Raw genomic sequence first — 11993 nt, forward strand, 5'->3', positions numbered from 1 at the left:
TAAAAATTCATATCAGTTAATTTTAATATTTCCAAAACAATATATTTTGATATTATACATAGCCTATTCATTTTTATGCGTTATCTTATAGGTGCAGCAAATTTATACGAATTGTAATTGAAACGCTGCATCATTTATGAAAGGAGTCTTTCCATGAAAAGTCTTTTTGCAGTTTTGCTGGCTGCGGTAATGGTATTCTCTTTTGCCGCATGTTCTTCTGACGATAATAAGGATGACACCAATACCACAACATCAACCAGCACAAGCACAGAATCCGAAAGCACCGAAGAGGAGCCGGTTGAAGAAGTTGCTTCGGACGAAAACACCGAAACAGAGGCTACCGATGAAACCACAACAGGTGAAGCGTCTTCCGATGAAGAAACTTCTTCTGAAGAGGCGGAGAGCGACACAGCAGATGACACTTCTACCGCTGAAGAACAGGTTATCACCGGTACTATCACCGAATCTACTGAGGGTACCGTTACCATCGAGACTGAGGACGGAACCGCTTTAACCTTCAGCATTCCAGATGACGCTGACCAGACCGAAGTTAACGGCATGACAGTTGGTGATACTTTGGAAATTACTTATACCGGCAGCATCGAGGGTGAAGACACCTCTTCTGCAACTGTTGTAAAACTGGTACAGACCGCTGCAGAAACCGCTAACGCAGAGTAATTCGCAATATCGTTTTCATATTCTCTCCATATCTTTATGCAGACAAAGAGGCACCGTTTGTCGGTGCCTCTTTGTCTGCATAAAATCCTCTTAACATCCCATCCTCTTTGGAAAAGGAGGATTTTTTCATGCATCCTGTTTCTCTCAAAATACGCGCATTCCTGGTCGCGTTTACCTCTGCTTTTCTTTGTTTTATTCTGTTGTGGATGGCAACCCTCATGCTGGTTCATCCAAAATCTGCTCTGCCTTCTTCCAAAGTATCCACCAATACCCCAACAGACAGCAATTCTTCTGTCTACCTTCCCGACCCTTCTGACTGTATGAACCTTTTGATCTGTGAGGATAGTTTATCCCCCTCCCTGTTTTTCCTGCTCCGCTTTGACCCTATTATGGGCAATATCATCATCTTCTCTTTCCCCGATTCCTTTAACCTTAGTTTATCTCAGGTCTCTGAACCTGCCGAAAAAATCTACCAAAAAGAAGGAATCTCCGGGATTCAAAACGCTTTATCCGAAACTTATGGAATTGATGTAGAAAAATATCTGCTCATTTCCAGAGAATCACTCCCTGCATTGCTCAACTGCTTTGGCAGCACACAACTTAATTTTTCCGAAGACATCGATTTGATCGTCGATGGCCTTCGCATCACCTTAACCAAAGGGCTTCAGTTATTGGATGGTGAGCGTCTGTTTTGCTGGCTGCGCTCCCAAACTCCCGACTCCACAACAGAACAATGCCGCTTTTTCAGTTCCTTTTTGGCTTTAGGCATCAATCAGCATCGCTCCCTACTTTTATCTGAAAATTCCAACAAGCTGTTTAACGATATTGTAAACCTATCAAATACCAATCTTATTTTTTCTGATTATGATTCTCGAAAAAAAGCTGCTGATTTTCTCGGAACCATTTCCACCGAGCCTGCTGTCTCCTTTGTCCCAGAATTTACAAGAAATCAGGATGCAACGCTGACTCTTTCCACGCAAGACCGCGAAAAGCTTTGTTCTTTATTTGGTGCTGATTCTTGAGAGTACTCTCTACAAAATCCCTCTTGACATCTTTCCAAAATCCGATATCATAAAATCATCCATTACTCTATCCATCTGCGTAAAAGGGGGATTTTTATGAGCTTTCATGAAATTTGTGCAAAAGATTTTGAGAACAGCGTTTTCCACACTATCGCCAAAGAGTGGATGCTGATCACTGCTGAAAAACAAATGGACGGCAAACCGGTTGCCAACACCATGACTGCTAGCTGGGGAGGTCTGGGACATCTCTGGAACAAAAATGTCGCATTTGCCTTTATTCGTCCACAAAGATACACCAAAGAATTTGTTGACCAGAGCGAATATTTCTCCCTTTGCTTTTTCGGCGGAGAAAAGATGAAGGAGCTGGGCTATCTTGGCACCGTATCCGGACGAGACGAAGATAAAATTCAGAAATCCGGTCTTACTCTCACCCATTTAAATGGTGTTCCTTGCTTTGAGGAAGCAACTGCTGTGCTCATCTGCCGCAAATTGTATGTACAAACACTGCGTGAAGACTGCTTTGTTGACCCTGAACTTGCTGCAAGCGTTTATCCGCAGAAAGATTTCCACGATGTCTATGTTGGCGAAGTGGAAAAAATCTTCGTAAAATAAACCACTCAAAAAAACTGCACCCCAATTTTTGAGGTGCAGTTTTTGAGTTGCCTATTGTTTTTTTCTTTTTTTATGGAGGTAATAAAACGGCAAGCCGGTAACCAACAGGGAAAAAGCAACCAGCAGAAGAAAGGCTGAATCATAGTGGAACTTTCCGGCAGCTGCCTGCCAGGAAGCACCTGCTGCTGCGCCCATCAGAATCAGAACAGCATCCCATGCTAACGTTCCCAAAACAGTCAACGGCAAAAAGCTGCTCATCGGCATCCGTGCAGCGCCAGCCGGAACCGAAATCAGGCTGCGCACAACCGGCACACATCGGCAAAGCAAAACCGCGATCTTTCCCTTTTTGTTAAACCATGCTGTTGCACTTTCGATCTCTTCCCGCTTAAATCCAAATTTTTGCAGCTTTTCCACCGGTAAAATTCTTCCTAAGCCGTACAGGATTACTGCTCCCAACAGAGAACCCAAGGTAGCCGAGATGATTGCCTGCGGTTTTGTCAGTTTAGAGCAGGTGGTCAAAAAACCTGCACAGGTTAAGACGATCTCTGATGGAATTGGTGGGAATACATTTTCTGCCGCCATCAGCAAAAAAATTCCGATCATTCCCCATTCTCCCATCGACTGAATAATCCATTCTTCCATTTTCTGTTTCCCCTTTCCTTTTTCACATTCATATGTTACAGGAGTCTTTTTTATGAATCAACAATCCTATCAGTCTTTGACAAACTGGTTTTATCAAAGACCCATTTTAAACAAAATTTTAGTTTCTTGCTGTCGCCTGTTTCCCTATTCGATGTTTTTTCTGTATGCTGTCGGTTCTGTTTGTCTGTTCTCCCACTTCCTTTTCTATGGATTTGATGCAGAATATCTTTTGTTCTGGATCATTCCTGCCGTCGGATTTGTGCTGGTAAGCGTTCTGCGCAAAAAAATCAATGCACCGCGCCCCTATGATCTCTTCGATTTTACACCGCTGATTGGACATGAAAGCGGCGCTTCCTTCCCCAGTCGGCACACGGCTTGCGCCTTTTTAATTTTTTCTGCTTTGCTCTGGATTTTTTTGCACAATCTTTTCCCAATTCCTTTGGTTATTTTGTCTGGAGTTTTGGCATTGCTGACAGGTGCCTCCCGCATTCTTGCAGGACTTCATTTTCCGAAAGATGTGTTTTGCGGTGCGCTGTTTTCCCTTGTTTTCTCCGCTGTATGCTACCCATTGTGTTCTGTCCTTCTTGGCTATTTTGTTCGCTGAGTTTGACATTTTTTGGTCAATTCCCCGGTTAATTGTTGCTATTTTCACAATCTATTTGTGCAAAACTGCTTGACTTCTACGATTTGCTCGTATATAATGTGGTTGAAAAGAAAACGAAACAAAGACGTCTGATTCCATCTTTTCACAAAAAAATAAAACAAGAAAGTCTGTTTCAGGGCGAGGTGTAATTCCTCACTGGCGGTAATGGGCACAACAGCCACGAGTCCGCGAGCCATTTTTGGCAGATTGGGTCAGATCCCCAAACCAACGGTAAAGTCCGGTATGAAGAAACGGTGTATTTTCGCACGTTCGCCTTCTGATTTTTCAGAAGGCTTTTTTTATGCCTATATTCATCGCTTTGGAAAGTTAACAGACCTTCTCAAACCACATGTATTCCGGTTTTCCGGACTGAGAAAGGGATGCTTTTTATGACAAACACAATTTCGCCAAACAAACCACTCCGTTCTGCTACCCGTGTGCAGATGATCACTCTGGTCGGTGTCTTTGCAGCAATTTCCACCATCTTGATGTTCATTGAGATGCCAATTCCTTTTATGCCGCCATTCTTAAAAGTAGATTTAAGTGGTGTACCGATTCTGATCATGGGCTTTATGTATGGTCCGCTTCCTGCTATCTATGTCACCATTATCAAGGATGCTATCCACATGCTGTCCAGCCAGACTGGTTGTGTCGGTGAACTTGCAGACATGATCATCCTCTGCTCCTTCTCGGTTGTATCTTCCCTCCTGTACCGCAAAAATCCATCCCGTAAAGGTGTTGTTATCTCGGTACTTGCAGGTGCTGCAACCATCACCGTAGTTGGATCTTTAGCAAACAAATTTATGCTGATTCCATTCTATTCCAAAGTTATGCCTCTGGAAGCAATCATCGATGCTTGCCATGCAGTAAACCCAATGGTTGACAGCATGAACGCTTACATTCTGTTTGGCGCAGCTCCATTCAATCTGATCAAAGGCTTGATTCTTTCTGTTCTCACACTGCTTCTTTACAACAAGATGTCAGGATTCATTCGTTCTCGTATGGCATAAGATTCAGTTTCCTTTCAGAGCAAATTCACATAAAGTTCAAGTTTCTCTATTATAATGAGCTCTGTTATTTGGATTCTATTTATGCCTTCTCCTATTTTTCACTATACTATACTGGCAAAGAACCGGTTGGATTTTCCAGCCGGTTCTTTGTATTTACCCTTATTTTTTATCCTTTTAACTGCTCCCATTCCGCCTCTTTAAAGCCGGTCAGGACAAAATTTTCTCCCACAACAAGCGGACGTTTTACCAGCATACCGTTGGTTGCAAGAAGCTCAAGCTGCTCCTGCTCACTCATGGCAGGCAGTTTATCCTTGAGTCCAAGCTCTTTATAAAGATTGCCGCTGGTGTTAAAAAACTTTTTGAGCGGCAGACCGCTTTTGTGATACCACTGTGTCAACTCCTCCACACTAGGGTTTTGTTCCACAATATGGCGGTCTTCAAATGCAATATTGTTCTCTTTAAGCCAGCTCAAAGCTTTTTTGCAGGTGCTGCATTTTGGATATTCCAGTACAAGAATCATATTTTGCGCTCCCTTTCTGATGATAAAAAAAGGGCAGAACCCAAAGGTTCCGCCCTAAAAAGTTCATTGATTATTTGCCAAAGTATCTGTTGAGCAGACCCTGGAAAGCACAGCCGTGACGAGCTTCGTCTTTAGCCATTTCATGAACGGTGTCATGGATTGCATCCAGACCGAGCTGTTTTGCTTTGGTAGCAATTTCTTTCTTGCCAGCGCAAGCGCCTGCTTCAGCAGCTACACGCAGTTCCAGATTTTTCTTGGTGGAAGTTGTAACAACTTCGCCCAGCAGTTCTGCAAATTTTGCAGCATGTTCTGCTTCTTCAAAAGCAGCTGTTTTATAGTATTCTGCAATCTCCGGATAACCTTCTCTTGCTGCCTGACGGGACATTGCAAGGTACATACCAACTTCGGTGCATTCGCCCTGGAAGTTCATACGCAGACCTTCGAGGATCTCTGCATCTACGCCTTCAGCAACGCCGATTCTGTGCTCATCAGCCCAAACAAATTCGCCCTGAGCCTGTTCTTCAAATTTGGAAGCAGGAGCTTTACACTGTGGGCAGAATTCCGGAGGTGTTTCACCAGTATAAACATAACCACAAATTTTGCAAACCCATTTTTTCATAATTGTTTTCCTCCTTAAATTTTATTCCTGTTAAGAACCAATTGCTTGATTCCTGATGTCCTTCTCTGGTTTAAATAATACCACAATGGTATATTATTTTCAAGTGTTTTTTCTGTAAATTAAAAGAAAATTTTTTTGGTAAAATTAGTCCTTTTCACTAAACTAATTTCCAGAAACAGGCTCGGAGCGCTCTATGTATATCTTTGCCCAAAAATCCACATACTATAACTGCGGAAACAAAAATCCGTAAGATTTTAAGAAAAAAGGATGGATGAAACATGTCCAAAAAGAGCGAAAAAAACTGCCGCAAGGACAACGCCGTTAATACCACTATCCAGACCGGTAGAAACTGCAAAAATGAAGCTCAGAATCTCAAGACTCAGCACCCTGATACCCCAGAAATCAGAAACTACAAATAAAATCTGACTGTATCACTAGGTCTGATGACCTGAAAAAAAGGCTGGATGCAAATGCATCCAGCCTTTTTTTTAATCTGCATTAATATCATTAAATCCGCTGCCCAGAATATCATGGGTATCATTTACCATCATAAATGCATTCGGGTCGATCTGTTTTACCAGTCTCTTTACACCCGGATACTGATGATCACGAATTGCACAGAGTACAACCTTCTTTGGATCATGGGAATATGCTCCCTCTGCATTCAACAGGGTTGCACCGCGAACAATGTTGGACATAATCGCTGTGGCGATCTCTTCTGCCTTATCCGATACTACATACAGCATCATGCCTTTTTCCATGCCATACAGCAGGTAGTCTACGATTTTGGAGGAAACAAAAATACAAATCAGACCGTTTAATCCGCTCTCGATATTTTTGTATACCAGCATCGACACAACCAGAATAGTAAAGTCTCCCGCAAACATAATCTTACCAATCGAGAACTGCGGCATCTGTTTCTTTACCATTCTGCCGACGATATCCAAACCGCCGCTGGTGGAACCTCTCTGCAAAACCAGACCGATACAGGTGCCCATCAGCACACCGCCCATCAATCCAGCCATCATCTTCTCGCCCTGATAAACATATCCCTGTGTGATAAACGGTACGATTACGTCTACCGAGAAGTTGATGATAACAACCGATTTAAAGGTTTTGACAAAAAATTCTTTTCCTAAAATTTTAACTCCCGACAAAAGAAGCGGAACGTTAATCATAAAGGACATCAAACCGATCGGCACACCGAAGATGTAGTTCATCAGGGTAGCAAAACCGGTTACTCCACCCGGAGCAATATGGTTTGGTGCGGTAAATACATTGACAGAAACACCAAACGCAATACCTGCAATCAAGTCAAATAACAGGTCTACTGCAATTGTTTTTAATTTACTTTCTTTTTGCACAAGCTGACTATTAACCATTTTTTACTCCCCCTGCTCAAGGTGTTCCTCAATCATCAAAAACAGCTCGTTGATTCTCTGAATTTCGCCCTTCAGATACAGATATCCAAACAGACACTCCAGACCGGTTGCGCGGCGATAATCCTGCATCGTTCCGTTTTTGGGCGGCTTAATCGAGCTGATATTTCGTCCGCGTTTGAGCGCTGCCAGTTCCTCTTCGGTGAGTACCGGTTCCACAACTGCATACGCTTTGCTCTGATAAGAAGCCCTCACCTGTTCCACTGCCTGCAAATGCAGCTTATTCACCGGCATGTTGGCGCGATGAACAATCCGTTCCCGCACCAGAATTTCATACACGGCATCCCCCAGGAAGGCCAGTGCCTGTGGGCTGTACAGTCTGATATCCACTTTTTCGTTGTTTAAGCTTTCCGTTGTTAACATTCCCTTCTCAGCTATCTACTGTGCTGTCAGATGCTTTTATCGGATATAATCAAACTCGAAGTTCAGGATGCTGACAGTATCCCCTTCGTTGATGCCCATTTCTTCCAGACGATCGATGATTCCGCTCTGACGGAGAACACGCTGGAAGTAACCGAGCGACTCCTCGTCCTCGATGTTGACCATGCCGAGTACCTTAACCAGCCAGTCTGCTTCGACCACATAAACGCCATCCTCGTCCACAGTAATGTCAAACTTCCATTTGTTTTCATCTTTATCTGGCATAACCGGTACATAGTTGACTTCAAAACGTTTGATTGGCGGCAGCTCATCCAGCTTCTGGGAGATTGCATGAACCAGTGGCTCGATTCCCTTGCGGGTTGCAGCCGAAATGCAGAAGAACTGGCATCCCTGTTCCTCCACAAAGTTTTTGAAATCCTCAATCTGTTCTTCGGTCGCGATATCGCTTTTATTTGCAACGACGATCTGTTCTCTGGTCGAAAGCTCCTCGCTGAAGTTTGCAAGCTCATGATTGATGGTCTTGAAGTCCTCTTTCGGATCTCTTCCTTCGCAGCCGGAAACATCCACAACATGAACGATCAGGCGGCAGCGCTCAACATGGCGCAAAAATTCATGGCCTAAACCAACACCGTCGCTTGCGCCTTCAATCAATCCCGGAATATCTGCCATAACAAAGGATTTTTCCTCTGCTACTTTTACAACACCCAGAACCGGAGTCAAAGTAGTGAAGTGGTAGTTTGCAATAACCGGTTTTGCTCCGCTGACTACCGAGATCAGGGTCGATTTGCCGACATTTGGATAGCCTACCAGACCAACGTCTGCCAAAAGTTTAAGCTCCAGAATCAGATCGAAGCTCTCTCCTGGAATACCTGGTTTTGCATAGCGTGGAATCTGTCGGGTAGGAGTTGCAAAGTGGCTGTTTCCCCAGCCGCCTTTTCCGCCATGCGCAATGATAACCGGTGTTTCATCCACGATATCTGCCATGACCTGACCGCTCTCTGCATTCTTGACAACAGTTCCTACTGGAACTTTGATGACAAGATCCGGTGCGCTCTTACCAAAGCAGCGGTTTGTTCCGCCGTTCTGGCCGTTCTGTGCGATGAATTTTCTTTTGTACTTAAAGTCAATCAGGGTGTTGATGCTCTCGCAACCCTGCAGTACAACGTTTCCGCCGCGTCCGCCGTCTCCGCCGTCCGGACCTCCCGCTGCAACAAACTTTTCTCTGTGGAAAGAAACGGCACCGTTTCCGCCGGTACCTGCCTGTACTTTAATCGTAGCTTTATCAATAAACATTCGTTTCGCCTCTTTTCTTCTCTTTGCCGCCCTCATTTCATTTTGTGCCGCGCGGCAAGGAAAGGCACAAAACAACTCTATATTACTTATTCTCTGTTAAAAGAACTTTTTGGAAAACCAACATGGTTAAGATTAGCAAAACAGCAGTAAGATAAAATGGCGTTGATTCGCCAATCTCCTGCATGAAAAATCCGCCCAATACCGAGGCAATCATGCTTCCCAGATTTACACTGCACGAATAAATACCGCTGTACATTCCCCGCTCCTTCTCCGGTATCTGCTTGGAAAAGACTGCATCCATCGAAAGATTCATGGCTGTGACAGCAAAGGAATATCCCGACCATCCCAGTCCAAAAAGAACAGGTACTGTGCTTGCCGACATCCAGATTAAAAGCAGAATTGCCAGAATACTTGCTGTTAAAAACGACTTTCTTTCTCCAAAACGTTTTATTTTTGCGCCGATGGAAGGAGACAGATAAGCCAGCAGGGTGGATGGAATCAGGCAGATTAGCCCAATCATCATCATATTATTTCCAAATCGCTGCATCATAATCAGGACAAATACTGCGCCTAGCACATTGAGAGAAAGGGAAAGCAAAAAGCGCACAGCAATCAATCCTTTCGCTTTTAAGCAGATTGCCAGTTTCAGATTTTGGAGCTTTTTCCCGTCTGTTTCTTTTGGCATATTATCCTCAAGTCTTCTTGCTGCATTCCAGACCCCATACAAAGTCAGGACCGCACTTCCTAGGAAAAACACTTTCCAAGTAGCAAAGAAATCCATATTGGACAACAGCACAAAATAAAAAATCATACCGTACAATCCGCCAAAGTTTTGCGCCGCGGACTGCTTTCCTCGATTGACTGCTATCTCTTCTCCGCTCTCGTCAACCACCATGGTGTAGAGCGAAACGGACAAAAGTGCCGTTGCAATACCGTCTATCATCTGGGAAAGATACAGCCAGACAAGTTCTCTGGAAAACGCAAGGAGCGCATAAGAACATGCAGTCAGCACAAGCCCTGTCAAAAACACCTTTTTTCTGCCAATTTTTTCGTGGTCACATAGCCTTCCGGACACTAACTTACTGAGCAGAACAAACAGCGAATAGACCGAAAACATACCGGTCGTTTCCAGTGGAGAAAGTCCCAGACTGCTGCAATAAATCGGAAGCAAAAAGGACGACATCCAAAAGGGAAAACTTGCAAGCTTCAAACTCCGATTGAGCGTTTTCATACAATGAGCCCCCTGTTCTTACAGTATCTAAGCTCTATTGTACTACACTCCCGGATGCCTTGCAATTCCTTTCCACTTTTTCATCATCCCGGTATTCCATGCGGATAAATTCCGTCGGACCTTCCGACAACTCCAACGTCAGACGTTTGATTTCTACAAAACCGCACGCACGGTAGCACCTTATCGCGCGCTCGTTCCAGACACGCACTGCAAGCCACAATGGGAGATCCCCAAAACGTTTTTTATGCTCCTGAACCGCTGCCTGCACCAGTTTCTTTCCAAGTCCCTGCCCGCAAAGATCCGGTCGAAGCCCCAGTCCAAGTTCTACAACCTTTTCTCCGCGGCGAAGGCGGAAAAATCCGATCATCTTTCCATCGCGCAGCAAGGTATAAAATTCTTTCCGGCGGGTCTCTTCATCTGCGTAGGAAACACCCTGTTCTGCCATCTTTTCCCAACTGTTGTTGTACACGCGGTATTGCCCGGAATACTCCCAGGAACACATCTCCTGCGCATCTTCCTGGCTCATCGAGCGGATTGAAATATCTCCCATCATGATTTTCCCCCTCGCATAAACCTAAAAAAATCCCGAGACCAAACATCTCGGGATTTTTCTCGTCATCAAAATGGATTACTGAACCGGAATAACGCTTACTTTCTTGCGATCGCGGCCCATGCGCTCAAATTTAACTTTACCATCTTTGAGAGCAAACAGAGTATCGTCGCTGCCGATACCTACATTTTCTCCTGGATGAATGTGAGTTCCTCTCTGACGGTACAGAATGTTACCAGCCAGTACGAACTGACCGTCTGCACGTTTTGCGCCGAGACGTTTGGATTCAGAGTCACGGCCGTTCTTTGTGGAACCAACACCTTTTTTATGAGCAAAGAATTGCATGCTAAGTCTAAGCATTGTTGTACACCTCCGAAAGATTTACCTTGATTGTGCCCTCATAGTCTTCTGCCAGAATATTTAAATGAAGAAGCAGTGCCTGTAAAAAGGACTGTCCCTTCTGTGCATCCTGTTTTGAGAGCTTTACTTGAATAACGTTTTCCCCTACCGACACATCTGCTTTGAGTTTCAAAACTTCTGTGAGGGCATTTGCGGTCATTTGAACCGCCGAGGTTACCGAAGCACAGACGATATCATGACCATAATCATCATATCCTGCATGTCCGCTGAGCGAAAATCCGCTGAGCAGTTCTCCGGTTTTAAAAAAATCAGCTTGGATCATTATGCGTTGATAGCAGTGATTTCAACCTTTGTATATGGCTGTCTGTGACCCATCTTGCGTTTGCTGTCTTTCTTGGATCTGTAAGTGAATACGGTGATCTTTTTGCCTTTGCCGTTTTTGAGAACTTTACCGGCAACTTTAGCACCTTCAACAACTGGAGTGCCTACTACCATACCATCTTCTTTGCCAAGAGCGATAACGTCGAATTCAACGTTTGCTTCTGCTTCAGCATTGAGCTTTTCAACATAAACTACATCGCCTACGGATACGCGATACTGTTTGCCGCCGGTTTTGATAATTGCGTACATAATAAATTCCTCTTTCTGTATAAACTCGCTGTCTTTTCAGGCGGTGGCCTGTTTTGGCGCACACTTCTCAAGCCCGTAACATGCGGTACAACTTATCCTACCATATCAAGCAGTGCTTGTCAAGCCAAAAAATGCCGTCATTATGCCGAAAATGTACTTTCCGAGAAAGTACCAAAGCTGTTTCGCGCTTTGGTTTGGTGGGAAGTGGCAGTTTCAGCACACGGCGCTCCCTCGCGTTAACACACTTGCTCGTTTTGGGAAAGACAAAAAGTTTTACTCAATTTTTTTCAAAAAATTGCAGATTCCAAAGAGAGCGTCTTTGGTCGCTCATCGCAACAAGCGAAACACCCTGAGCTGAACAAG

17 protein-coding genes and 1 riboswitch are annotated in these 11993 nt (G+C 44.3%); of the genes, 6 read left to right on the forward strand and 11 right to left on the reverse strand.

Features of this window, described 5'->3' with window-relative positions:
* Positions 1 to 153 precede the first annotated feature (153 nt).
* From BQ5375_RS02225 to BQ5375_RS02235, 3 genes are all read left to right on the forward strand, one after another.
* Positions 154 to 678 (forward strand): hypothetical protein, encoded by a 525-nt coding sequence (locus BQ5375_RS02225; RefSeq protein ID WP_022132007.1) that lies wholly within the window; start codon positions 154 to 156, stop codon positions 676 to 678.
* A 128-nt stretch (positions 679 to 806) separates the two neighbouring features.
* Positions 807 to 1700 (forward strand): LCP family protein, encoded by an 894-nt coding sequence (locus BQ5375_RS02230; protein WP_022132006.1) that lies wholly within the window; start codon positions 807 to 809, stop codon positions 1698 to 1700.
* Between the two features lie 96 nt (positions 1701 to 1796).
* Entirely contained in the window at positions 1797 to 2312 is a 516-nt protein-coding gene (locus BQ5375_RS02235) for a flavin reductase family protein (protein WP_022132005.1), read from the forward strand.
* A gap of 51 nt (positions 2313 to 2363) precedes the next feature.
* Here BQ5375_RS02235 and BQ5375_RS02240 read toward each other — a convergent pair whose 3' ends face one another.
* Positions 2364 to 2954: a DedA family protein gene (locus BQ5375_RS02240; protein ID WP_022132004.1), complete on the reverse strand. Its 591-nt coding sequence runs from the start codon at positions 2952 to 2954 to the stop codon at positions 2364 to 2366.
* Between the two features lie 52 nt (positions 2955 to 3006).
* On the opposite strand from BQ5375_RS02240, the gene BQ5375_RS02245 reads away from it, so the two are divergent.
* The gene (locus BQ5375_RS02245) at positions 3007 to 3558 is read left to right on the forward strand and encodes a phosphatase PAP2 family protein (protein ID WP_022132003.1); all 552 of its coding nucleotides are present in this window, start codon (positions 3007 to 3009) and stop codon (positions 3556 to 3558) included.
* A gap of 164 nt (positions 3559 to 3722) precedes the next feature.
* A riboswitch (FMN riboswitch) is annotated at positions 3723 to 3855 on the forward strand.
* A 131-nt stretch (positions 3856 to 3986) separates the two neighbouring features.
* On the forward strand, positions 3987 to 4607 hold the full coding sequence (locus tag BQ5375_RS02250) for an ECF transporter S component (RefSeq protein ID WP_022132002.1): 621 nt from the start codon (positions 3987 to 3989) through the stop codon (positions 4605 to 4607).
* A gap of 166 nt (positions 4608 to 4773) precedes the next feature.
* On the opposite strand, the gene BQ5375_RS02255 is transcribed toward BQ5375_RS02250, so the two are convergent.
* Together BQ5375_RS02255 and BQ5375_RS02260 are read right to left on the reverse strand one after the other, a co-directional pair.
* On the reverse strand, positions 4774 to 5127 hold the full coding sequence (locus tag BQ5375_RS02255; protein WP_022132001.1) for an arsenate reductase family protein: 354 nt from the start codon (positions 5125 to 5127) through the stop codon (positions 4774 to 4776).
* Between the two features lie 70 nt (positions 5128 to 5197).
* Positions 5198 to 5746, reverse strand: coding sequence for an NADH peroxidase (locus BQ5375_RS02260; protein ID WP_022132000.1), 549 nt, complete (start codon positions 5744 to 5746; stop codon positions 5198 to 5200).
* A 278-nt stretch (positions 5747 to 6024) separates the two neighbouring features.
* Here BQ5375_RS02260 and BQ5375_RS14305 point away from each other — a divergent pair, with 278 nt between their 5' ends.
* Entirely contained in the window at positions 6025 to 6165 is a 141-nt protein-coding gene (locus BQ5375_RS14305; RefSeq protein ID WP_022131999.1) for a hypothetical protein, read from the forward strand.
* Between the two features lie 69 nt (positions 6166 to 6234).
* On the opposite strand, the gene BQ5375_RS02265 is transcribed toward BQ5375_RS14305, so the two are convergent.
* The 8 genes from BQ5375_RS02265 to rplU all read right to left on the reverse strand — a co-directional run bounded on the left by BQ5375_RS02265 (position 6235) and on the right by rplU (position 11630).
* Positions 6235 to 7128 carry a YitT family protein gene (locus BQ5375_RS02265; protein ID WP_022131998.1) on the reverse strand — a complete coding sequence of 298 codons (894 nt, stop codon included), beginning with the start codon at positions 7126 to 7128 and terminating at the stop codon, positions 6235 to 6237.
* Between the two features lie 3 nt (positions 7129 to 7131).
* Positions 7132 to 7548 (reverse strand): Mini-ribonuclease 3, encoded by a 417-nt coding sequence (locus BQ5375_RS02270; protein ID WP_022131997.1) that lies wholly within the window; start codon positions 7546 to 7548, stop codon positions 7132 to 7134.
* A 36-nt stretch (positions 7549 to 7584) separates the two neighbouring features.
* Positions 7585 to 8859, reverse strand: a complete 1275-nt coding sequence (obgE, locus tag BQ5375_RS02275; RefSeq protein ID WP_022131996.1) for a GTPase ObgE — start codon at positions 8857 to 8859, stop codon at positions 7585 to 7587.
* Positions 8860 to 8941: 82 nt separating this feature from the next.
* Positions 8942 to 10090: an MFS transporter gene (locus BQ5375_RS02280; RefSeq protein ID WP_022131995.1), complete on the reverse strand. Its 1149-nt coding sequence runs from the start codon at positions 10088 to 10090 to the stop codon at positions 8942 to 8944.
* A 34-nt stretch (positions 10091 to 10124) separates the two neighbouring features.
* The gene (locus BQ5375_RS02285; RefSeq protein ID WP_022131994.1) at positions 10125 to 10643 is read right to left on the reverse strand and encodes a GNAT family N-acetyltransferase; all 519 of its coding nucleotides are present in this window, start codon (positions 10641 to 10643) and stop codon (positions 10125 to 10127) included.
* 75 nt (positions 10644 to 10718) lie between these two features.
* Positions 10719 to 11000: a 50S ribosomal protein L27 gene (gene rpmA / locus BQ5375_RS02290; RefSeq protein WP_022116380.1), complete on the reverse strand. Its 282-nt coding sequence runs from the start codon at positions 10998 to 11000 to the stop codon at positions 10719 to 10721.
* Positions 10993 to 11322, reverse strand: coding sequence for a ribosomal-processing cysteine protease Prp (locus BQ5375_RS02295; RefSeq protein WP_022131993.1), 330 nt, complete (start codon positions 11320 to 11322; stop codon positions 10993 to 10995). Before BQ5375_RS02295 ends, rpmA begins: the two co-directional genes overlap by 8 nt.
* Complete coding sequence (rplU, locus tag BQ5375_RS02300; RefSeq protein WP_022131992.1) at positions 11322 to 11630, reverse strand: 50S ribosomal protein L21; 309 nt, start codon at positions 11628 to 11630, stop codon at positions 11322 to 11324. Before rplU ends, BQ5375_RS02295 begins: the two co-directional genes overlap by 1 nt.
* Positions 11631 to 11993: the final 363 nt, after the last annotated feature.

Origin of the sequence: Negativibacillus massiliensis, assembly GCF_900148495.1 — a bacterium.
In the GTDB taxonomy this organism is placed as follows: Bacteria; Bacillota; Clostridia; order Oscillospirales; family Ruminococcaceae; genus Negativibacillus; species Negativibacillus massiliensis.

Coding starts and splice junctions, on each gene's coding strand:
- BQ5375_RS02225 (WP_022132007.1), top strand. CDS start 154: ATGAAAAGTCTTTTTGCAGTTTTGCTGGCTGCGGTAATGGTATTCTCT.
- BQ5375_RS02230 (WP_022132006.1), top strand. CDS start 807: ATGCATCCTGTTTCTCTCAAAATACGCGCATTCCTGGTCGCGTTTACC.
- BQ5375_RS02235 (WP_022132005.1), top strand. CDS start 1,797: ATGAGCTTTCATGAAATTTGTGCAAAAGATTTTGAGAACAGCGTTTTC.
- BQ5375_RS02240 (WP_022132004.1), bottom strand. CDS start 2,954: ATGGAAGAATGGATTATTCAGTCGATGGGAGAATGGGGAATGATCGGA.
- BQ5375_RS02245 (WP_022132003.1), top strand. CDS start 3,007: ATGAATCAACAATCCTATCAGTCTTTGACAAACTGGTTTTATCAAAGA.
- BQ5375_RS02250 (WP_022132002.1), top strand. CDS start 3,987: ATGACAAACACAATTTCGCCAAACAAACCACTCCGTTCTGCTACCCGT.
- BQ5375_RS02255 (WP_022132001.1), bottom strand. CDS start 5,127: ATGATTCTTGTACTGGAATATCCAAAATGCAGCACCTGCAAAAAAGCT.
- BQ5375_RS02260 (WP_022132000.1), bottom strand. CDS start 5,746: ATGAAAAAATGGGTTTGCAAAATTTGTGGTTATGTTTATACTGGTGAA.
- BQ5375_RS14305 (WP_022131999.1), top strand. CDS start 6,025: ATGTCCAAAAAGAGCGAAAAAAACTGCCGCAAGGACAACGCCGTTAAT.
- BQ5375_RS02265 (WP_022131998.1), bottom strand. CDS start 7,128: ATGGTTAATAGTCAGCTTGTGCAAAAAGAAAGTAAATTAAAAACAATT.
- BQ5375_RS02270 (WP_022131997.1), bottom strand. CDS start 7,548: ATGTTAACAACGGAAAGCTTAAACAACGAAAAAGTGGATATCAGACTG.
- obgE (WP_022131996.1), bottom strand. CDS start 8,859: ATGTTTATTGATAAAGCTACGATTAAAGTACAGGCAGGTACCGGCGGA.
- BQ5375_RS02280 (WP_022131995.1), bottom strand. CDS start 10,090: ATGAAAACGCTCAATCGGAGTTTGAAGCTTGCAAGTTTTCCCTTTTGG.
- BQ5375_RS02285 (WP_022131994.1), bottom strand. CDS start 10,643: ATGATGGGAGATATTTCAATCCGCTCGATGAGCCAGGAAGATGCGCAG.
- rpmA (WP_022116380.1), bottom strand. CDS start 11,000: ATGCTTAGACTTAGCATGCAATTCTTTGCTCATAAAAAAGGTGTTGGT.
- BQ5375_RS02295 (WP_022131993.1), bottom strand. CDS start 11,322: ATGATCCAAGCTGATTTTTTTAAAACCGGAGAACTGCTCAGCGGATTT.
- rplU (WP_022131992.1), bottom strand. CDS start 11,630: ATGTACGCAATTATCAAAACCGGCGGCAAACAGTATCGCGTATCCGTA.